The sequence below is a fragment of the Pseudomonas sp. EA_5y_Pfl2_R50 genome, assembly GCF_963970475.1.
Classification (GTDB): Bacteria; Pseudomonadota; Gammaproteobacteria; order Pseudomonadales; family Pseudomonadaceae; genus Aquipseudomonas.
In genome coordinates, this window is record NZ_CAXAPT010000007.1 from 12529 (window position 1) to 33550 (window position 21022).

The following is a 21022-nucleotide window of genomic DNA, read 5'->3' on the forward strand; positions in this document are numbered from 1 at the left end:
GCCAAGCCTTGTGGGAGCGTAACACCGCAGATGACCGAATGCCCGGCAATGCGCGACAATGCCGGCCAGTTTCAGGAGTGAATCATGAGTGAAATGATCGATACCCCGGTCGACGGGACCCTCGACGCCACCGGCCTCAATTGCCCGGAGCCGGTGATGATGCTGCACCAGCACATCCGTGACCTGGTGCCCGGCGGCCTGCTCAAGGTGATCGCCACCGACCCGTCGACCAAGCGCGACATCCCCAAGTTCTGCGTGTTTCTGGACCATGAACTGGTGAGCCAGCACGAAGAGGCCGGAACTTACCTGTACTGGATTCGCAAGAAGCACGCCTGACCTCCAGGTACACGCAAAACCAGATGTGGGAGCGGGCTTGCTCGCGAAAGCGGAGTGTCAGTCACTGTATATGTCGACTGATACACCGCATTCGCGAGCAAGCCCGCTCCCACATTTTTTTTGTCCTGCGTCAGGGTCAGCCCGCCGAGCGACTGATCCGGATACGTTTACGCGCACTACGCGTCAGGCGAATCGACAGCATCAGCGCCGCGCAGCTCAAGCCAACGATCAAACCCTGCCACAAGCCGCTCGGGCCGCGCGGTTCGCCGAGCCAGTCAGTCAGGCCGAGGGCGTAACCCACCGGCAGGCCGATGCCCCAATAGGCGAACAGGGTCAGGATCATTGTCACGCGCGTGTCCTGGTAACCCCGCAGTGCGCCGGCAGCGGTGACCTGGATCGCATCGGAAAACTGGAACAGCGCCGAATACACGATCAGCATGGCCGCGATATGAATCACTGTCGGGTCAGCCGTATAGATCGCTGCAATCGGCTCACGCAGCAGCAACATCATGCTCGCCGACAGGCAGGCATAAGCCAGCGCGGTGCCCATGCCGACACCCGCGGCAAAACGCGCCTCGCGCGGTTCTTCGCGGCCCAGTGCCTGACCGACACGCACGGTAACAGCCATGCCCAGCGAATACGGGATCATGAACACCAGCGAACTGACGTTCAGCGCAATCTGGTGGCCGGCAACCACGGTGGCGCCGAGGCTGCCGATCAGCAGGGCGATCACGGCAAAAATGCTCGACTCGGCAAACACCGCGATGCCAATCGGCAAACCGATCGCCAGCAGGCGCTTGATCACCGCCCATTGCGGCCAGTCGAAACGGCTGAAGATTTCGGCGGAACGATAAGCGGGGGCCCAGCGCTCATAACCGCCCAGACCTAGCGCCATCACCCACATCACGATGGCCGTGGCCCAGCCGCAGCCCACGCCGCCCATCGCCGGCACACCAAAATGGCCATAGATGAAGATGTAGTTCAGCGGAATGTTCAACGCCAGACCGCACAAGCCCAGCACCATCGCCGGGCGGGTACGGCCAATGCCGTCACTGGTGCAGCGCAGCACGTGATAGAGCGCCACTGCTGGCAAACCGCTGGCGATGCCGTGCAGGTATTGCATGCATGGGCCGATCAGCTCCGGGTCGACATTCATCAGGTGCAGCACCGGCTCGGCGGCCATCAGCATCGCCGTCGCGATCAGTCCGACCACCAGCGCCAGCCACAATGCCTGACGGACGAGCGGGCCGATTTCGCTATGCGTACCGGCACCGAAACGCTGGGCGACTTTCGGCGTGGTCGCCAGCAGGGTGCCGGTCATCAACAGAAACACCGGCACCCAGATCGAGTTGCCCAAGGCCACGGCCGCCAGATCTTTGGGCCCGACACGACCGGCCATGACCGCATCGACGAAGCCCATGGCTGTGGTCGCCAGTTGCGCGATGATGATCGGCAACGCCAGAGCGAGCAGGTTCTTCAACTCCAGGCGAATGCGCGCGGGGCGGGTCAGGGAAATGGCGACAGGTTGATCAGTTACGGAATTCACAGGCGAAGCGTCCAAAAGGTATTGATGCGCAAGGCGGCGCATTCTACGCCGCTGACGCGTTGGTCAGGAAAAATCCTCTGTTGCGGATTTGTAAGTGCAAAGCCTGCTGGCTCATCAACCGATCTGCACCTAAACTGCCGATCCGCCCAAGGAGCCCGCCATGCTGATTGTTGCCGACGAAAATATCCCCCTGCTCGACGCTTTTTTTGCCGGTTTCGGCGAGATTCGCCGCGTACCTGGCCGCTCGATTGACCGTGCCACGGTCGAACAGGCCGATGTGTTGCTGGTGCGTTCGGTGACCCACGTCAATCGTGCGCTGCTCGAGGGCAGCAAGGTGCGTTTTGTCGGCACCTGCACCATTGGCACCGATCATCTGGATCTGGATTACTTCAACGCAGCGGGCATCGTCTGGTCGAGCGCACCCGGTTGCAATGCCCGTGGCGTGGTCGATTACGTGTTGGGCAGTTTGATGACGCTGGCGGAAATCGAAGGTGTCGACCTGACTCAACGCACCTACGGTGTTGTTGGCGCCGGTGAAGTGGGCGGTCGACTGATCAAGGTGTTGAAGGGCCTGGGCTGGAACGTGAAAGTCTGCGATCCGCCGCGCCAGGCTGCCGAGGGTGGCGATTATGTCAGCCTTGAGCAGATCATCGAGCACTGCGATGTGATCAGCCTGCACACGCCGTTGACCCGCAGCGGTGATGGCGCGACGTGGCACTTGTTCGATCAGCCGCGTTTGCAGCAACTCAAACCGGGGGCGTGGCTGATCAACGCGGCACGTGGTCCGGTGGTGGATAACGTCGCCCTGCGCGAAGCGTTATTGGCGCGTGAAGACCTGCAAGCCGTTCTGGATGTCTGGGAGGCGGAACCCGAAGTCGATGCGGCGTTGGCCGAACTCTGTGTGCTGGCGACGCCGCACATCGCCGGTTACAGCCTCGATGGCAAGCAGCGCGGCACGGCGCAGATCTATCAGGCGTACTGCGAATTCATCGGTCAACCGGGGATCATCCAGTTGGGTGATCTATTGCCGGCACCGTGGTTGTCGCAAGTCACCCTGCACGGCGATAGCGATCCGGCCTGGGCGCTGGCGATGTTGTGCCGTGGCGTGTACGACCCGCGCCGCGATGACGCGGATTTTCGTCGCAGCCTTGTAGGCAATGTCGGGGAGCAGCGTAGGGCGTTCGATGTGTTGCGCAAGCAGTATCCGGTGCGCCGTGAGATTGAAGGGCTGAGGGTTCGGATTGAAGGCCAATCGCCGGCTTTGCGACAGATTGTGGCCGCGCTCGGAGCGGTGGCTGTCTAGAGACCGAGGTGGCTCATTCGCGAGCCTGCTCGCCAAGGCTGCGCCTCAGATATCAGTCTTGCAGACAGAAAAAACCCGGCCAAAAGGGGCCGGGTCAGGAAGACGGTGGCTATATCACTCTTGTTCGGCAGGCTTGACCAATCGCTTCTCCAGTTCGCTGCACGCTTGCTGGATCATTTCTTCAGTGATCGGTACTTCACGCCCATCCTTATCAAGTATCGAGCAACCCAGAGATTGGCCGGGCTTGGTGCGGATCACTTCAATCTTGTCGTCGCTGCTGTGTTGCAAGGACATGGCCTGTCTCCTCATCAGGTTGTGCGCCTAGGGTAGAACCGCCACGTGACCAGGCTGTGACAACTCCCTGCGGTCTGTCAGGGGCGCATCTCCACTCAAACAGAAATGGCCGCTCGTCTCAACCGGGACTTTAGACCAATAGTTTCTAGCCTCCAGTCGCCACGGGCATATTTAACCTGACTCATTGTGATTTACAGAGTTCCACCCCATTTCAGTGTGTAGGCTGGCCCTATCCATCAGCAAAGATGTGAAACCGAATGATCCCGACGCTTTCCTCCCGGCACCGACGCGCCCTGCGCCTGACCGCTCATTTTCTCGTCCCGTATCGCTTGCAGGCCTTTGGTGCGCTGCTGGCGCTGATCGTCACGGCGGGTATCACCCTGTCGATGGGGCAGGGCATCAAGCTGCTGGTCGACCAGGGGTTCATGACCCAATCAGCGCATTTGCTCAACCAGTCCATCGGGCTGTTCATGCTGCTGGTGTTGGGGCTGGCGATAGGCACCTTTGCCAGGTTTTACCTGGTGTCGTGGATTGGCGAGCGGGTCGTCGCCGATATCCGCCGACAGGTTTTCAACCATCTGGTGTACCTGCACCCTGGGTTCTACGAGGACAACCGCAGCTCGGAAATCCAGTCACGCCTGACCGCCGACACCACGCTCCTGCAATCAGTGATCGGTTCGTCGCTGTCGCTGTTTCTGCGCAATCTGCTGATGGTGATCGGTGGCATCGCGCTGCTATTCATCACCAACCCCAAGCTGACCAGCATCGTGGTGATCGCGTTGCCGCTGGTTATCTCGCCGATCCTGATTTTCGGACGCCGCGTGCGCAATCTGTCGCGACAGAGCCAGGACCGTATCGCCGACATTGGCAGTTATGTGGCGGAAACCCTCGGTCAGATCAAAACGGTGCAGGCCTACAACCATCAGGTGCAGGACGAGCAGCGGTTTGCCTCGACTGTCGAGCAGGCATTCGAAACCGCGCGCAAGCGGATTTTCCAGCGGGCTTGGCTGATCACTCTGGTGATCGTGCTGGTGCTCGGCGCAGTGGCGGTGATGCTGTGGGTCGGCGGCATGGACGTGATCGCCGGACGGATTTCTGCCGGTGAGCTGGCGGCCTTCGTTTTCTACAGCCTGATTGTCGGCAGTGCATTCGGTACGTTGAGCGAAGTGATCGGCGAACTGCAGCGTGCCGCCGGTGCCGCCGAGCGCATTGCCGAATTGCTGCGTTCGGAAAATATCATCCAGCCGCCGAGCAGCGGATTGGTGACGCTGCCTGCGCGTGTGAAGGGTGAGCTGGAATTGCAGGATGTGCGTTTTTCCTACCCCTCGCGTCCAGAAAGCTACGCCGTCGACGGCTTGAATTTGAAGGTCAGGGCCGGCGAAACCCTGGCGCTGGTCGGGCCGTCTGGCGCCGGGAAATCCACGGTGTATGACTTGCTGCTGCGCTTCTACGACCCGCGCGAGGGGCGGATTCTGCTGGATGGCGTGCCGCTGACAAGCCTTGATCCACTGGATCTGCGCCGCTGCTTTGCTTTGGTCTCGCAAACGCCGGCGCTATTCTTCGGCAGCGTGGAAGAAAACATTCGCTACGGTTGCCCGACGGCTACGCTGGAACAGGTCAAGGAAGCCGCCAGAATTGCCCACGCCCATGACTTCATCGAGCAAATGCCGGAGGGCTACCAGACGCATCTGGGCGACGGCGGGCTTGGTCTTTCCGGCGGCCAACGCCAGCGTCTGGCTATCGCCCGGGCATTGTTGGTGGATGCGCCGATCCTGCTGCTCGACGAAGCCACCAGCGCCCTTGACGCCCAAAGCGAGCATTTGATCCAGCAAGCCCTGCCGAACCTGATGCAGAACCGCACCACACTGGTGATCGCCCATCGCCTGGCCACGGTAAAGAATGCCGACCGGATCGCCGTGATGGATCAAGGCCAACTGGTGGCGATCGGCACCCATCAGGAACTGATCGCGAGTAATCCGTTGTATGCGCGGCTGGCAGCCTTGCAGTTCAACGACGGCCACACCGTGCCGGTGTAAACGCTGCCGCCGGTGCGGGCCGCGCCCGGACAATCCTTTGACGTTGCTCCAAAGAAGAATGCCCGCATGTTCATGCGGGCATTCTTTTGGATCAAGCCCTCGCAGCCTGGGGCTGCGGCCACGGGTTACTGGTCGTCGAAGTAGCGCTCGTGCCAATCCACCAACGGCTGCGGCGAGTTGAGTTTCTGACCGTAGATCACCGAATACGACAGCACGTTCTGCACATACTGGCGGGTTTCGTCGAACGGGATGCTCTCCACCCAGACGTCGAAACTCAGATGATCGGCGCCGCGCAGCCACTGGCGCACGCGACCGGGGCCGGCGTTGTAGGCGGCGGAGGCCAGGACGCGATTACCGTTGAACTGGCTGTGCACCTGACTCAGGTAGGCGGCGCCGAGCTGGATGTTGGTGTCCGGATTGAGCACCTGCTGCGGCGAAGCCAGCGGGATGCTGAACTTGCGTGCGGTTTCCTTGGCGGTGCCGGGCATCAATTGCATCAGGCCGCTGGCGCCAACGCCGGAGCGAGCGTCGTCCATGAACGCGCTTTCCTGACGGGTGATGGCGAACACCCAGCTCGAATGCAGGCCGCGCACTTTGGCCTCACGCACGAGGGTGTCGCGGTGGGCCATCGGGAAGCGGATGTCGAGATCGTCCCAGTATTTCGCCTGACTGATGGTGCGGATTGCCGGGAAGTACCACTTCAGGTCGTAGGCCAGTTTGGCCTGGGCGACCATTTCGTCGCGGTTGAAATGCCGGCTGACGTGATACCACTCGCGGCGACCGTCGACGATCTGGCCACGGGCGTGGAATTCCAGCGCGCGACGAATCCCCGGCGTATTACGCACTTTGTTGACCAGTGCCTGGCTGAGCACCAGCGGCTTGTTGTTCAACGAGTACGGCGATTGCGAACGGTCGGCGGCGAGGAAACCATAGAAGTCGCGCTCGCGGGCGAGATTTTTATACAGGGTCTGCGCTTCCGGATTCTGTGGCTGCGCCAGTTCCAGACTGCGCGCCTGCCAGTAGCGCCAGCGGTTGGTGGTGGCGAGATCCTGCGGCAGACGCTTGGTCAGCTGATAGGCATCGTCCCAGCGGGCCAGACGCAACAGCAGACGCAGACGCCATTCGGAAACGGTGTTGTCACGCAACTCCGGATCGTATTTGGTCATTACGTCCAGCGCGCGGCTGTCGAAACGGCGGGCCAGGGTCAGACCGATTTCCCGGGCGATGGCGACTTTCTCATCGCGGGAAAAATGCATTCTGCTGGCGTAACCGTCGAGCAGGGCCATCGCCTTGTCCGGGGCCTGGCGCGCGAGGCGTCGCAGGCCAAGGCTGACGACGTCGGACATTGGTTCATCCGCCGGGGTGAAACGCGACGGCTGGTTGAGCAGCTCCGGCTTCTGCGCCACGTCCACCAGCAGACGACCCCTAGGGGTGAGGGTGGTCAGGCCGTTGACCAGGCTGTTGGCCAACGGGTAATTGCGTGCCTGGGCGGCGAGTTTGGTGCGCTCCCAGCGTTTCTGTTCGGTGAGCTGGCCATCAGCGGCCCAGATGCCGAACAGCGCATCACACGCGGCGGGCTGCGATTTACCGGTCAGCCAGAGCTTTTCGGCATTGGCATAGCCTTCGGCTTTTTTGTCGTGAGTGATCTGGTACTGCGCATTGAGGCAATCCAGTTCGGTGAAGTTGAGTTTCGGGTCGTAATATTTGACGAAAGTCGCCCATTCGCCACGGTCGGCGAGCCAGCGCAACCAGCGCAGCTTCATCCAGTTGGCCTGGGGCAGGTCACCGTGTTCGGCGAGGAACTTCTCGATTTCCGCGTTGCTTGCGGTTTTCAGGCGCGCGGTCAGTTCGTCGTAGGCCAGGTACGGTTCCAGCGGATAATCGGCCAAGGCCTGGCTGTAACGGAAATACGGACCGGTATCACCTTTGGCCAGGGCGCGCTTGGCTTCATCGTAATACTGGCGTTGGGTGGACAGGTCCACCGCCTGGGCGGATTGAGCGGCAGCGGCGGTAAGTAGCAAGCAGGAAAAGACACTGAAAAGGCGACTGCGCATGAGACATCCGGGCAGAGAAATCATGACAAGTGCCAATCTGAATCGGCACTGAATTGTCTGTAGCTTAGCCTTTTGCCAGCAAGCGGCGAAAGCTTTGCAGGCCTCTCAGCACAAGTTCGCAACAAATGTTGTGCAGAGTGCTTCGACAGACAAATTGCCGGCCTGCTGAAGCCCTAAGTCAGGTAGAATGCGCGCCCGGTTTTTGGAGAAGCTCATGACCCTGCTCAAATTCAGCGATGTGTCCCTTGCGTTCGGCGCTATGCCGTTGTTGGACAAGGTGTCCTGGCAGATCGCCCGTGGTGAGCGGGTGTGCATCATCGGCCGCAACGGCACTGGCAAGTCCAGCATGATGAAACTGGTCAAGGGCGACCAGAAACCCGATGACGGCTCGGTGTGGCGTGCCCCCGGTCTGAAAATCGGCGAATTGCCGCAGGAATTGCCAGTGGCCGACGAGCGGACCGTGTTCGACGTGGTGGCTGAAGGCCTGGATGGCGTCGGTGCATTGCTCGCCGAATACCATCACCTGAGCCAGAACATTGTCACCGACGCCGATCTGGACAAGCTGATGCACGTCCAGCACGACCTCGAAGCCCGGGATGGCTGGCGCTTGCAGACTCTGGTCGACAGCACCCTGAGCCGCCTGCAACTGCCGGCCGACAAGACCCTCGCCGAACTGTCCGGCGGCTGGCGTCGCCGCGTATTGCTGGCGCAGGCGCTGGTGTCCGAGCCGGATCTGTTGCTGCTCGACGAACCAACCAACCACCTCGACATTGGTGCGATTGCCTGGCTTGAAGAAGCGCTGAAGGATTTCCAGGGCGCCGTGCTGTTCATCACGCACGACCGTTCCTTCCTGCAAAACCTCGCCACGCGCATCCTGGAACTGGATCGCGGCGGCCTGATCGACTGGAACGGTGACTACGCCAGCTTCCTGGTGCACAAGGAGGCCGCGCTGGCCGCAGAAGAGACCGCCAACGCGCTGTTCGACAAGCGTCTGGCCCAGGAAGAGGTGTGGATTCGTCAGGGCATCAAGGCCCGACGTACCCGTAACGAAGGCCGCGTCCGCGCCCTGAAGGCGTTGCGTGTTGAGCGCAGCGAACGTCGCGAGCGCACCGGCAAGGCCAACATTCAGCTGGAAACCGCTGACAAGTCCGGCAAGCAAGTGATGGTGCTTGAGGATGTGAGCTTCGCGCATCCGGGCGGCCCGTTCCTGATCAAGAATTTCTCGATGGTTCTGCAGCGCGGCGACCGTATTGGCCTGCTTGGCGCCAACGGCACCGGCAAGACCACCCTGTTGAAACTGATGCTCAGCGGTCTGCAACCGACCAGCGGCAAAGTGGAAGAGGGCACCCGGATCGACGTGGCCTACTTTGACCAGTTGCGCCATCAACTGGACCTGGAAAAGACCGTGATCGACAACGTTGCGGAAGGTCGCGATTTCATCGATATCGACGGTCAGAGCCGTCACGTGCTGAGCTACCTCGGCGACTTCCTGTTCAGCCCGCAGCGTGCCCGCACGCCGGTCAAGGCGCTGTCCGGTGGCGAGCGCGCGCGCTTGTTGCTGGCGAAGTTGTTCAGCAAGCCGGCGAACCTGCTGGTACTCGACGAACCGACCAACGACCTCGACGTGGAAACCCTCGAGCTGCTCGAAGAAGTGCTGCTGACCTTCAATGGCACTGTGCTGATGGTCAGCCACGACCGGGCATTCCTCGACAACGTGGTCACCAGCACCCTGGTCTTCGAAGGTGAAGGCAAGGTACGCGAATACGTTGGCGGCTATCAGGACTGGATTCGTCAGGGCGGCTCGCCGCGCCTGCTGGGCGTGACTGAAAGCAAGTCGGGCAAGGCTGACCTGAACTCGGCGGTGGTCACCGCTGAGCCTGCCGTGGTCGCCGCGCCTGCTGCCGCTGCCCCGGCGGTCAAGAAGAAGCTGAGCTACAAGCTCCAGCGTGAGCTGGAAGCATTGCCGGGCGACATTGACGCCAAGGAGCAGCAGATTGCAGCGGTGGAAGCTGAAATGGCAGAAGCCGGTTTCTATCAGCGTCCGCCGGCAGAAACCGCCAAGGTAATCGCATCGCTGGAGCAGTTGCAGGCCGAACTGGATGCACTGGTGGAGCGTTGGGCCGAGCTGGATGCCTGATTGATCCGGATGTGAAAAAGCCCGGCGTTCAGTGATGAGCGCCGGGCTTTTCATATGTAATGCGATCTATCGGCCCAGGCCGATCAAATGTGGGGGCGGGTGTTATCAGTGTTTGACCAGGCGCACCGCCAGCACATCGCATGGCGCGCCGTGCAGAACGTCGTTGGCCGTCGAGCCGAGCAACAATGCCAGGCCATGCCGGCCGTGACTGCCGACCACGATCAGATCGCATTGCTGTTCCTTGGCGAAATGATGGATTTCCTGACGTGGCTGACCGTAGGTCAAATGGCAGTTGGCGCCTTCAAGTTCGGAATACTTGAGCTTCAGACGCTCAAGGCGTTCTTTGGCCTGATCGAACTGCTGCTGTTGCAATTGTGACAGGTCCATCGGTACGTCGCCGCCAAAGGCCATGGCCATTGGCTCGACAATATGCACAAGCGACAGCTTGGCGCCGTTGCTTACCGACAGCTCTCGGGCGCGGTGGATGACAGGGTCGCACTCTTCGGTCAGATCTACGGCGACCAGAATGTGGTGGTAGGGCATGAGGTGCTCCTCCTGAGGTTTCAATATTGTAAGTATGGCTGGTTTCAAGCGCATTGGTTCCAAAGTGACACAATGGGCTCACCGTGAATTGGGAGTAGAGATATGACGGTCTGGTTGGTGATGTCAATCCTGTTGGTGGTTTTGAGTCCGCTGGCCTGGTTGCGCCCTTCGCGCGTGCAGAGCGGTCGCATGGCGCTGCGCATGGAGGCGCGGCGCATCGGTCTGGCCATGCAACTGGCGCCGCAGGAGTGGCCACACTGGCTGGGGCAAGAACCGCCGAACCCGTGTGCGCAATATCATCGGCCGCGCCGGGGCAAGCAGCCGGTCTGCTGGGCTTACTGGCAGAAGTCGCCGGGGGTTTGGGTCAATCAGTGGCAGGAAATCTGTGAAGATCGGGCGCTGCTCAATCATTTTGAAAAGTTGCCGGGCAACGTTTTCAAGGTCGAGGCGGACAACCAAATGATCGCTTTGTACTGGGGCGAGAAGGGCGAAGTTACGGTTCTGCAGGATATCGACGCCACGCTGAAAGCGCTGGCGTGATGCGCGGAGATTTCACACTGCAATGGTGTGAAATGTCCGGCAGACGAGCGATAAAAAGCCCGACATGATTCATCGGGCGGGGTTGGCCAGGCAGGCCGGTGAATTTCTGACGGCATCTTGCCGTAAGCGATTGATGCATTTCCCTGTAGTCCGTCCAGCGTAGCCTGTTAAACAGGCATCGGCGCGAATTAGGGCGACTTTTCTAACTATTGATTCTATGAATGGCTTCACATGCAGGCGCGTGTTGCTGGTCTTCGTGTTACGGAAATGACCGCAAAGTCGTATTTCAGCCCGTATTTTGGGCGATTGACAATTGTCGGAAATTCCGTGAAGGTGACGTACCCAAATCAAACGGGCGTATGAATTGAGCGTTTGTCTTACAGACTGCTCCTACAGAATCCCGACTATCGCGTTGGCGGGTGTGCCGGGTGGATTGGCGTTAGCATCGACGAAAAAGCGTCCTGCCGAGCCATTCGCCTGCGTCCGACGTGTACTGTTCAGCTTCCATATCGTGGAGATCAGTTGATGATTTACGAAGGTAAAGCCATCACGGTTAAAGCTCTTGAAAGTGGCATCGTCGAATTGAAATTCGACCTCAAGGGTGAGTCCGTCAACAAGTTCAACCGTCTAACCCTGAACGAACTGCGTCAGGCCGTAGACACCATCAAGGCAGATGCTTCGATCAAGGGCGTGATCGTCAGCAGTGGCAAGGACGTGTTCATCGTCGGCGCCGACATCACCGAATTTGTCGACAACTTCAAGCTGCCGGATGCCGAGCTGGTTGCTGGCAATCTCGAAGCCAACAAGATCTTCAGCGATTTCGAAGACCTCAATGTGCCGACCGTAGCGGCCATCAATGGCATCGCCCTGGGCGGCGGTCTGGAAATGTGCCTGGCAGCTGACTACCGCGTCATGTCCACCAAGGCCAAGATCGGTCTGCCGGAAGTCAAACTGGGCATCTACCCAGGCTTCGGCGGCACCGTGCGTCTGCCACGCCTGATCGGTGTCGACAACGCCATCGAGTGGATTGCCGCCGGCAAGGAAAATCGCCCTGAAGACGCCCTGAAAGTCAGCGCCGTCGACGCCGTGGTTGCTCCAGAGAAGCTGCAGGAAGCTGCCCTTGAACTGATCAAACGCGCCATCTCGGGCGAGTTCGACTACAAGGCCAAGCGCCAGCCGAAACTTGAAAAACTCAAGTTGAACGCCATTGAGCAAATGATGGCTTTCGAAACCGCCAAAGGTTTCGTGGCAGGGCAGGCTGGCCCGAACTACCCGGCGCCGGTCGAGGCGATCAAGACCATCCAGAAAGCCGCGAACTTCGGTCGTGACAAGGCGCTGGAAGTCGAAGCTGCCGGTTTCGTCAAACTGGCCAAGACCTCTGCCGCGCAGAGCTTGATCGGTCTGTTTCTGAACGATCAGGAACTGAAGAAAAAGGCCAAGGCCTACGACGAAATCGCCAAAGACGTGAAGCAGGCTGCCGTACTCGGCGCCGGTATCATGGGCGGCGGTATCGCTTATCAGTCGGCCTCCAAAGGCACGCCGATCCTGATGAAGGACATCAACGAGCACGGTATCGAACAGGGTCTGGCCGAAGCCGCCAAACTGCTGGTTGGTCGCGTTGATAAAGGCCGCATGACTGCTGCGAAAATGGCTGAAGTGCTCAACGGTATTCGTCCGACCTTGTCTTACGGCGACTTCGGTCACGTCGATCTGGTTGTCGAAGCTGTCGTCGAGAACCCGAAGGTCAAGCAAGCCGTACTGGCTGAAGTTGAAGGTCAGGTCAAAGAGGACACTATCCTCGCGTCCAACACCTCGACCATTTCCATCAGTCTGCTGGCGAAAGCCCTCAAGCGTCCGGAAAACTTCGTCGGCATGCACTTCTTCAACCCGGTGCACATGATGCCGCTGGTGGAAGTGATCCGTGGCGAGAAGTCGAGTGAGCTGGCTGTTGCCACCACCGTTGCCTACGCCAAGAAAATGGGCAAGAACCCGATCGTCGTCAACGACTGCCCGGGCTTCCTGGTCAACCGCGTGCTGTTCCCGTACTTTGGCGGTTTCGCCAAGCTGGTCAGCGCTGGTGTGGACTTCGTCCGTATCGACAAGGTCATGGAAAAATTCGGCTGGCCAATGGGCCCGGCGTACCTGATGGACGTGGTCGGCATCGACACCGGTCACCACGGTCGTGACGTAATGGCTGAAGGCTTTCCGGATCGCATGAAGGATGACCGTCGCTCGGCCATCGACGTGCTTTACGAAGCCAAGCGTCTGGGTCAGAAGAACGGCAAAGGTTTCTATGCCTACGAGGCCGACAAGAAGGGCAAGCAGAAGAAAGTTGCCGATCCATCGGTATTGGAAGTGCTCAAGCCGATCGTTTACGAGCAGCGCGAAGTCACTGACGAAGACATCATCAACTGGATGATGATCCCGCTGTGCCTGGAAACCGTGCGTTGCCTGGAAGACGGCATCGTTGAAACTGCCGCTGAAGCCGACATGGGTCTGGTCTACGGTATCGGTTTCCCTCCATTCCGTGGCGGTGCGCTGCGCTACATCGACTCCATCGGTGTTGCCGAGTTCGTTGCCCTGGCTGACCAGTACGCTGATTTGGGCGCGCTGTACCACCCGACCGCGAAGCTGCGTGAAATGGCCAAAAACGGCCAGAGCTTCTTCGGTTAAGCGCCCCCAACTAGAGTGAGAGTGAACTTATGAGCTTGAATCCTAGAGACGTCGTGATTGTCGACTTCGGTCGTACTCCGATGGGCCGCTCCAAGGGCGGCATGCACCGCAACACCCGTGCCGAAGACATGTCGGCACACCTGATCAGCAAATTGCTGGAACGCAACGCCAAGGTCGATCCTGCTGAAGTCGAGGACGTGATCTGGGGCTGTGTGAACCAGACCCTGGAGCAGGGCTGGAACATCGCACGCATGGCGTCGCTGATGACCCAGATCCCGCACACCTCGGCCGGCCAGACCGTCAGCCGTCTGTGTGGCTCGTCCATGAGCGCGCTGCACACTGCCGCGCAAGCGATCATGACCGGCAACGGTGACGTGTTCGTGGTCGGTGGCGTCGAGCATATGGGCCATGTGAGCATGATGCACGGTGTCGATCCGAACCCGCACATGTCGCTGTACGCGGCGAAAGCCTCGGGCATGATGGGCCTGACCGCTGAAATGCTGGGCAAAATGCACGGCATCACTCGCGAGCAGCAAGATGCTTTCGGCGTGCGTTCCCACCAGTTGGCCCATAAGGCTACTGTGGAGGGCAAGTTCAAAGACGAAATCATCCCGATGCAGGGCTACGACGAGAACGGTTTCCTGAAACTGTTCGACTACGACGAAACCATTCGTCCGGAAACCACCCTGGAAAGTCTGGCGGCTCTCAAGCCAGCCTTCAATCCAAAGGGCGGCACCGTGACTGCTGGTACTTCGTCGCAGATCACCGATGGTGCTTCGTGCATGATCGTGATGTCGGCGCAGCGTGCGCAGGACCTTGGTATCCAGCCAATGGCGGTTATCCGTTCGATGGCAGTGGCAGGTGTGGACCCGGCAATCATGGGCTATGGTCCAGTTCCGGCTACACAGAAAGCCCTGAAGCGCGCAGGTCTTGGCATCAACGATATCGACTTCTTCGAGCTCAACGAAGCTTTCGCTGCACAGGCACTGCCAGTGCTGAAAGATCTGAAAGTGCTCGACAAGATGAACGAGAAGGTTAACCTGCACGGCGGCGCGATCGCCCTGGGTCACCCGTTCGGTTGCTCCGGTGCCCGTATTTCCGGCACGTTGCTGAACGTGATGAAGCAGAATAGCGGCACCTTCGGGGTGGCCACTATGTGCATTGGTCTCGGCCAAGGCATCTCCACCGTCTTCGAACGCGTTTAAGCGTTTCGTCGATGGAAGCCGGGGCCAAGTGCCCCGGTTTTTGTTTTTGTGGATTTATTTTGTTTTTATTTTGAAAAAATTTGAGTGAGGGCCAACACATGCCGATACAACCTGGGCTCTACCAACATTACAAAGGTCCGCAGTACCGCGTATTCAGTGTTGCGCGGCATTCCGAGACCGAAGAAGACGTGGTCTTTTACCAAGCCCTGTATGGCGATTACGGCTTTTGGGTACGCCCTCTGAGCATGTTTCTCGAGTCGGTCGAGGTTGACGGCGAACAGGTGCCGCGCTTTGCTTTGGTGCAAGCCGAACCGAGCCTTTTTTCCAGGGCATGAGGCGAGTGCGCACAGAACCCTGTGCTTGACCTCACCTTGTATCAACTATATATAGCGGTGCCGCGTCAGGCGCCAACCGCCTTTCACTTCTAGAATTCAGGAATTTTCTGATCCATGGGCAAATCGCTGGTCATTGTGGAATCCCCGGCTAAGGCCAAGACCATCAACAAGTATCTGGGTAACCAATACGTGGTGAAGTCGAGTATCGGCCATATCCGAGACCTGCCCACCAGCGGTTCGGCTAGTGCCAGCAAAGAGCCAGCCGCGAAGCGCGGCAAGGCTGCTGCGGGCGAAGGTCCGGTGCTCTCGCCGAAAGAGAAAGCGCGCAAGCAGCTGGTCTCGCGTATGGGTGTCGATCCCGATCATGGCTGGAAAGCCCAGTACGAGATCCTGCCGGGTAAAGAAAAGGTGATCGAAGAGCTGCGCCGGCTCGCCAAGGATGCTGACACCATCTATCTCGCAACCGACTTGGATCGCGAGGGGGAAGCCATTGCCTGGCACCTGCGCGAAGCCATCGGTGGTGACGACAGCCGCTACAAGCGCGTGGTGTTCAACGAAATCACCAAGAAGGCGATTCAGGAAGCCTTCTCCGAGCCTGGCGAGCTGGACATCGATCGCGTCAACGCTCAGCAGGCGCGTCGTTTTCTCGACCGCGTCGTGGGCTACATGGTCTCGCCGCTGCTGTGGGCCAAGATCGCCCGTGGCCTGTCGGCAGGTCGTGTGCAATCGGTTGCCGTGAAGCTGGTGGTCGAACGTGAGCGCGAGATCCGTGCGTTCAACCCGGAAGAGTACTGGGAAGTGCATGCCGATCTCGGCACCACCAAAGGTTCGACCGTGCGTTTCGAAGTGGCTCGCGAGAAAGGCGAAGCCTTCAAGCCGCTCAACGAAGCTCAAGCCATGGCCGCGCTGGAGAAGCTCAAGTCTTCCAGCTACAGCATCGTCAAGCGCGAAGACAAGCCGACCAGCAGCAAGCCTTCGGCTCCATTCATCACGTCCACGCTGCAACAGGCGGCCAGCAACCGTTTGGGCTTCGGCGTGAAGAAAACCATGATGATGGCCCAGCGTCTGTACGAAGCCGGCTACATCACTTACATGCGTACTGACTCGACCAATCTTTCGGCTGACGCCGTGACGATGGCGCGTGCTTACATCGAAGACGAGTTTGGCAAGAAGTACCTGCCGGAAACGCCGAACGTCTACAGCAGCAAGGAAGGCGCACAAGAGGCTCACGAAGCGATTCGTCCTTCTGACGCCAACACCATTCCAAGCAAGCTGGCGGGCATGGAGCGTGATGCTGAGCGTCTCTACGAGTTGATCTGGCGTCAATTCCTCGCTTGTCAGATGCTGCCGGCGCAATACCTGTCGACCACCGTCAGCGTCGGAGCTGGCGACTTCGAGCTGCGTGCCAAGGGTCGTATCCTCAAGTTCGACGGTTACACCCGCGTCATGCCGCAAATTGCCAAGCCTGGCGACGACGACGTTCTGCCTGATATGGCGCAGGGCGATGTGATGAAGCTGATCAAGCTTGATCCATCCCAACACTTCACCAAGCCGCCTGCGCGTTATTCGGAAGCGAGCCTGGTTAAAGAAATGGAAAAGCGTGGCATCGGTCGTCCTTCGACCTACGCGGCGATCATTTCGACCATCCAGGATCGTGGTTACGTGACCCTGCACAACCGTCGTTTCTATTCGGAAAAGATGGGCGACATCGTCACCGAACGTCTGTCGGAAAGCTTCTCGAACTTGATGGACTACGGCTTCACCGCCGGCATGGAAGAGAATCTCGATGACGTGGCGCAGGGCGAGCGCGACTGGAAGAACGTGCTGGACGAGTTCTACGGCGACTTCAAAAAGAAACTCGAAGTAGCCGAAAACCCGGAAAGCGGCATGCGTGCCAATCAGCCGGTCATGACTGATATTCCGTGCACGACGTGTGGTCGCCCGATGCAGATTCGTACTGCTTCGACCGGCGTGTTCCTCGGTTGCTCGGGTTACAGCCTGCCGCCGAAAGAGCGTTGCAAGGCCACCGTCAACCTGGTGCCGGGCGATGAAATCGCTGCGGACGACGAAGGTGAGTCGGAATCGCTGGTTCTGCGTGGTAAGCATCGCTGCCCGATTTGCAGCACGGCGATGGACGCTTACCTGCTCGACGAGAAGCGCAAGCTGCACATCTGCGGTAACAACCCTGATTGCGCCGGCTACGAAATCGAAGAAGGCAGCTATCGCATCAAGGGCTACGAAGGTCCGAGCCTGGAGTGCGACAAGTGTGGCAGCGAGATGCAACTCAAGACCGGTCGTTTCGGCAAGTTCTTCGGTTGCACCAACCCGACCTGCAAAAACACTCGCAAGCTGCTGAAGAGCGGTGACGCGGCGCCGCCGAAGATGGACCCGGTGAAGATGCCTGAGCTGAAATGCGAAAAGGTCAACGACACTTACATCCTGCGCGACGGTGCTTCCGGTCTGTTTCTGGCAGCCAGTCAGTTCCCGAAAAACCGTGAGACCCGTGCTCCGCTGGTGATCGAGATTCTGCCGCACAAGGACGAAATCGATCCGAAGTATCACTTCCTGTGCGAAGCACCGCAGAAGGACCCTGACGGTCTGCCAGCGGTGATCCGCTACAGCCGCAAGACCAAGGAGCAATACGTGCAGACCGAAGTCGACGGCAAGCCTACCGGCTGGAAGGCTTACTTCGACGGTGGCAAGTGGACGGTAGAAGACAAGCGTCCGAAGGCCAAGGCTGAGTAAGCGTTAGTCCGATACTGAAAAGGCCGCATGAATACCTTCGGGTTTTCATGCGGCCTTTTTTTTTTGTGCTTGCGGTGGGATCGGCTGATCCACGACACTGTCCGGCCTGTGTGAAGCAATTATTTCGTTGTGGAGAGCGCCGTCATGGCTCACGAACTCTATACCCGTACCAATCAGAAGATCTATTTCGCCGGCCTGTCGCTGGAAGCCCTGGCACGCGCAGAAGAGGGGCGGGCGATGAATTCTCTGGCGCTGATTCAGGCTGGGCGTGAATCGGCGTTGTTCCACCTCTACGGCGCTTTGCTGGGCCTTTGTCACGAGATTGCTGGCTTCTATCGTCTGCCGCAGGCGAACGTGCCACGGGCTGAAATGCTGCTGACGCGTGAAGTGCTGGAGTCGATTGCTATCCCTGAGTTGGCTGAGATGGTTGAGCTGGCGGGAAACTCTGAGACATGGCTGGCAAAACTGTTGGCTGCGCATTCAGCGTTGTTTCAACCACCACGGGTGCCACACAAACCCAAAGGCGATGTGACCCAGCCGTTGATTCAGGCGATTAACCTGGATGAAGAAGAAACGCCGGAGGAGTTGAGCCGAGAGGAACTGGAGAGTTGGAGGCAGAACTTGAAGGGCTTGGCGATCCGCTTTCGCGAAGGCTTGAGCGAGTGCTGATGGCGATTGATACGGTGGCAATCTGAAACATGCTGCTGGTCAAGATCCCGAGCGAATCCCGAATGATGTCTATATAATGCCTGCCTTTCGTGGAGAACAGACCTATATGCCAACGTCCTTTCTAGAAATTGTCGAGTTACCCGACGGCCGAATCGAACTGCGCAGGGCCGAGGACGAAGGTTCTCTGGTGACTCTGGATTTCTCCGAGGATGCCAAAACTTTCCTGCAAGGCCAGCACGTAGAAATCGCCAAGGCGATGTTGAGCGTCGGCGTGCAGATGGCAGGTCGAATGATTGAAGGCGAATTTGATAAGGAAGAGGGGCCGCGGGTTCTTCACTGATCCCCGCACTTTTCAGTTTTGTCGTAATCGTTTCAGATCGGCTTCTCTATCCTTGGAGAAGCCCTGCGCTTCACACAGCGCACGTTACTCCGTCAATCAACCTAATCGAATGTTCAGGCTTTGAGCGTCGCCTGTTCGCGCCGCGCTGATCAACTGTTGCCGTTGGTTTGTGTTCAGCGGGTTGATCCAGGTCACCACCGTGTGGCTGCGTCCCAGGCGCAAGGCCTCGCACGCCAGTTGCTGAGCGCTTTGCGTACCGCGTGGTTGCAGCAGCAGAATACGCTCGCGATTCAAGCCGGCATCCCGCAGCCATGTTTGAGTGAGGCTGGCAGGCGGCGCGATCAGAGTCAGCCAGCGCGCATCCTGATCCTCGCTCAGTTCGCGGAGGATAGGAGCAAGCAGGTTCAGGCAGTTCCCGGCCGCACCACGCAGTGACAGCTCACTGAATACTTCGGGTTCGGCATTCCATGGGCGCTCGACGACCTCTTTGAGGATCGGCGCCATCGGTTGCGCCAGAAACGCTTCGAATAAAGGCAGTTGTGTTTGCTGGGGGGGGTGTGGGAACTGCATAAAGCCTCCTTTTAACGGCGGATTACGCCGACACTCAAGCCTTCGATCACCAGTTCCTGATCTTTCAGGTCGACTTCGATAGGGGCGAATTCGGGATTTTCGGCAATCAGCCAGACCTTGCTGCCTTCACGCTTGAAGCGTTTGACCGTCACTTCATCGCCGATACGGGCGACGACGACCTGGCCATTACGTGCTTCGCGGGTGGTGTGAACAGCCAGCAGGTCACCATCGAAAATGCCGATGTCCTTCATGCTCATGCCGTGTACGCGTAAGAGGTAATCGGCGCGCGGATGAAAGAAGGCAGGATTGATGTTGCATGATTCTTCGATGTGCTGTTGGGCGAGAATCGGAGCACCGGCGGCGACCCGGCCAATGATCGGCAGGGTGGAATCGTCAGCCTTGGCTTCGAAGCCTGGGATGCGGATGCCGCGGGAAGCGCCGGGTGTCATCTCGATGGCGCCTTTTCGGGCCAGTGCCTTGAGATGTTCTTCAGCCGCGTTCGGCGACTTGAAGCCCAGTTCCTGAGCGATTTCCGCGCGGGTTGGCGGGTACCCGTTGTCTTCGAGGCAGCGTTTGATAAAGGCCAGAATCTCGGCTTGGCGTGGCGTCAGCTTTAGCATATTGATCGCTCTGTCTTTTTATACAGTGACTGGGATTATATACAGTGAAGCGGTCTTGGCAATGGCCGTTTTTTTCCTCGCCGCCGGACGGTCGGCGGGCGCGCTTATTAATGCGGTGGTCTTGTGTGGTTAAATAGCTGACCGACCATTCCCAAAACGAACTGGCAGGCTTGACAAGGCACAGGCTGAAACGTATGTTTCAAACAAGTGTTTGTCAGGCGGAGTAGCCATGGCCCAGTCGGAAACCGTTGAACGCATTCTTGATGCTGCCGAGCAGTTGTTCGCGGAAAAAGGTTTCGCTGAAACCTCATTGCGTTTGATCACCAGCAAGGCTGGCGTCAACCTGGCAGCGGTGAACTACCATTTCGGTTCGAAGAAAGCGCTGATTCAGGCAGTGTTCTCGCGCTTCCTCGGTCCGTTCTGCATCAGCCTCGATAAAGAGCTGGAACGGCGTCAGGCCAAGCCCGATAGCAAGCCGACGCTCGAGGAGTTGCTGGAAATCCTCGTCGAGCAAGCCCTTGTCGTGCAGCCGCGCAGCGGCAACGATCTGTCGATCTTCATGCGTTTGCTCGGGCTCGCATTCAGCCAGAGCCAAGGTCACTTGCGTCGTTATCTGGAAGACATGTACGGCAAGGTATTCCGCCGCTACATGTTGTTGGTCAACGAAGCCGCGCCACGTATTCCGCCGATTGAGCTGTTCTGGCGCGTGCACTTCATGCTCGGCGCCGCCGCGTTCAGCATGTCCGGTATCAAGGCATTGCGCGCCATTGCCGAGACGGATTTCGGCGTCAACACTTCAATCGAGCAGGTGATGCGCCTGATGGTGCCGTTTCTCGCCGCCGGTATGCGTGCTGAAACCGGCGTAACCGACACGGCGATGGCTTCTGCGCAACTGCGTCCGCGCAGCAAGTCAACGCCGGTCGCTGCCAAGGTTTAACCGCGCACGGGTGGGCGCGGCTGCTGGTATCCGCTAAGCTAGCCGCCCATGCCGACTCTCGTTCTGAACCCGATCTCCATAGAAATTGCTGACCTGCCGAGCATGGCTCACGGTAGCGATTTCCTGCGGATCGGGTTTT

The 21022-nt window shown here is 59.0% G+C and carries 18 protein-coding genes; 12 read left to right on the plus strand and 6 right to left on the minus strand.

Translation table 11 applies throughout. The features are described from left to right. The first annotated feature begins 84 nt into the window (after positions 1 to 84). The gene (gene tusA / locus AACY19_RS13505) at positions 85 to 336 is read left to right on the plus strand and encodes a sulfurtransferase TusA (protein ID WP_007910424.1); all 252 of its coding nucleotides are present in this window, start codon (positions 85 to 87) and stop codon (positions 334 to 336) included. A gap of 136 nt (positions 337 to 472) precedes the next feature. Here tusA and AACY19_RS13510 read toward each other — a convergent pair whose 3' ends face one another. After that, entirely contained in the window at positions 473 to 1882 is a 1410-nt protein-coding gene (locus tag AACY19_RS13510; RefSeq protein ID WP_339450889.1) for an MATE family efflux transporter, read from the minus strand. Between the two features lie 160 nt (positions 1883 to 2042). Here AACY19_RS13510 and pdxB point away from each other — a divergent pair, with 160 nt between their 5' ends. Next, positions 2043 to 3185 carry a 4-phosphoerythronate dehydrogenase PdxB gene (gene pdxB / locus AACY19_RS13515; RefSeq protein ID WP_339450891.1) on the plus strand — a complete coding sequence of 381 codons (1143 nt, stop codon included), beginning with the start codon at positions 2043 to 2045 and terminating at the stop codon, positions 3183 to 3185. A 114-nt stretch (positions 3186 to 3299) separates the two neighbouring features. On the opposite strand, the gene AACY19_RS13520 is transcribed toward pdxB, so the two are convergent. Continuing rightward, on the minus strand, positions 3300 to 3479 hold the full coding sequence (locus tag AACY19_RS13520) for a PA1571 family protein (RefSeq protein WP_016983726.1): 180 nt from the start codon (positions 3477 to 3479) through the stop codon (positions 3300 to 3302). Between the two features lie 257 nt (positions 3480 to 3736). On the opposite strand from AACY19_RS13520, the gene AACY19_RS13525 reads away from it, so the two are divergent. Beyond that, positions 3737 to 5515: an ABC transporter transmembrane domain-containing protein gene (locus tag AACY19_RS13525; RefSeq protein ID WP_339450893.1), complete on the plus strand. Its 1779-nt coding sequence runs from the start codon at positions 3737 to 3739 to the stop codon at positions 5513 to 5515. 125 nt (positions 5516 to 5640) lie between these two features. Here the strand turns inward: AACY19_RS13525 and AACY19_RS13530 are convergent, their stop codons facing one another. Then, positions 5641 to 7569, minus strand: coding sequence for a transglycosylase SLT domain-containing protein (locus AACY19_RS13530; protein ID WP_339450895.1), 1929 nt, complete (start codon positions 7567 to 7569; stop codon positions 5641 to 5643). 214 nt (positions 7570 to 7783) lie between these two features. Between AACY19_RS13530 and AACY19_RS13535 the strand changes: the two genes are divergently transcribed. After that, on the plus strand, positions 7784 to 9706 hold the full coding sequence (locus AACY19_RS13535) for an ATP-binding cassette domain-containing protein (protein WP_339450897.1): 1923 nt from the start codon (positions 7784 to 7786) through the stop codon (positions 9704 to 9706). A gap of 105 nt (positions 9707 to 9811) precedes the next feature. On the opposite strand, the gene AACY19_RS13540 is transcribed toward AACY19_RS13535, so the two are convergent. Next, positions 9812 to 10249: a universal stress protein gene (locus AACY19_RS13540; protein ID WP_339450899.1), complete on the minus strand. Its 438-nt coding sequence runs from the start codon at positions 10247 to 10249 to the stop codon at positions 9812 to 9814. Positions 10250 to 10351: 102 nt separating this feature from the next. Between AACY19_RS13540 and AACY19_RS13545 the strand changes: the two genes are divergently transcribed. The 7 genes from AACY19_RS13545 to AACY19_RS13575 all read left to right on the plus strand — a co-directional run bounded on the left by AACY19_RS13545 (position 10352) and on the right by AACY19_RS13575 (position 18756). Beyond that, a complete protein-coding gene (locus tag AACY19_RS13545; RefSeq protein WP_339450901.1) occupies positions 10352 to 10789 on the plus strand; it encodes a hypothetical protein in 438 nt (145 codons plus the stop codon). A 525-nt stretch (positions 10790 to 11314) separates the two neighbouring features. Next, a complete protein-coding gene (gene fadB, locus AACY19_RS13550; RefSeq protein ID WP_090284755.1) occupies positions 11315 to 13462 on the plus strand; it encodes a fatty acid oxidation complex subunit alpha FadB in 2148 nt (715 codons plus the stop codon). Positions 13463 to 13491: 29 nt separating this feature from the next. After that, positions 13492 to 14667, plus strand: a complete 1176-nt coding sequence (fadA, locus tag AACY19_RS13555) for an acetyl-CoA C-acyltransferase FadA (RefSeq protein WP_007910465.1) — start codon at positions 13492 to 13494, stop codon at positions 14665 to 14667. A 98-nt stretch (positions 14668 to 14765) separates the two neighbouring features. After that, on the plus strand, positions 14766 to 15002 hold the full coding sequence (locus tag AACY19_RS13560) for a DUF1653 domain-containing protein (protein WP_123532348.1): 237 nt from the start codon (positions 14766 to 14768) through the stop codon (positions 15000 to 15002). Positions 15003 to 15116: 114 nt separating this feature from the next. Further along, positions 15117 to 17747: a type I DNA topoisomerase gene (gene topA, locus AACY19_RS13565; protein ID WP_339450909.1), complete on the plus strand. Its 2631-nt coding sequence runs from the start codon at positions 15117 to 15119 to the stop codon at positions 17745 to 17747. Positions 17748 to 17891: 144 nt separating this feature from the next. Then, positions 17892 to 18416, plus strand: a complete 525-nt coding sequence (locus tag AACY19_RS13570) for a DUF6586 family protein (protein WP_339450911.1) — start codon at positions 17892 to 17894, stop codon at positions 18414 to 18416. 106 nt (positions 18417 to 18522) lie between these two features. After that, positions 18523 to 18756: a hypothetical protein gene (locus AACY19_RS13575; protein ID WP_008082203.1), complete on the plus strand. Its 234-nt coding sequence runs from the start codon at positions 18523 to 18525 to the stop codon at positions 18754 to 18756. 96 nt (positions 18757 to 18852) lie between these two features. Here the strand turns inward: AACY19_RS13575 and sulA are convergent, their stop codons facing one another. Both sulA and lexA read right to left on the minus strand, forming a co-directional pair. After that, positions 18853 to 19326 carry an SOS-induced cell division inhibitor SulA gene (gene sulA, locus AACY19_RS13580; RefSeq protein WP_339450913.1) on the minus strand — a complete coding sequence of 158 codons (474 nt, stop codon included), beginning with the start codon at positions 19324 to 19326 and terminating at the stop codon, positions 18853 to 18855. Positions 19327 to 19337: 11 nt separating this feature from the next. Continuing rightward, positions 19338 to 19946 (minus strand): transcriptional repressor LexA, encoded by a 609-nt coding sequence (gene lexA / locus AACY19_RS13585; RefSeq protein ID WP_003226590.1) that lies wholly within the window; start codon positions 19944 to 19946, stop codon positions 19338 to 19340. Positions 19947 to 20175: 229 nt separating this feature from the next. Here lexA and AACY19_RS13590 point away from each other — a divergent pair, with 229 nt between their 5' ends. Next, entirely contained in the window at positions 20176 to 20883 is a 708-nt protein-coding gene (locus AACY19_RS13590) for a TetR/AcrR family transcriptional regulator (RefSeq protein WP_339450915.1), read from the plus strand. Positions 20884 to 21022: the final 139 nt, after the last annotated feature.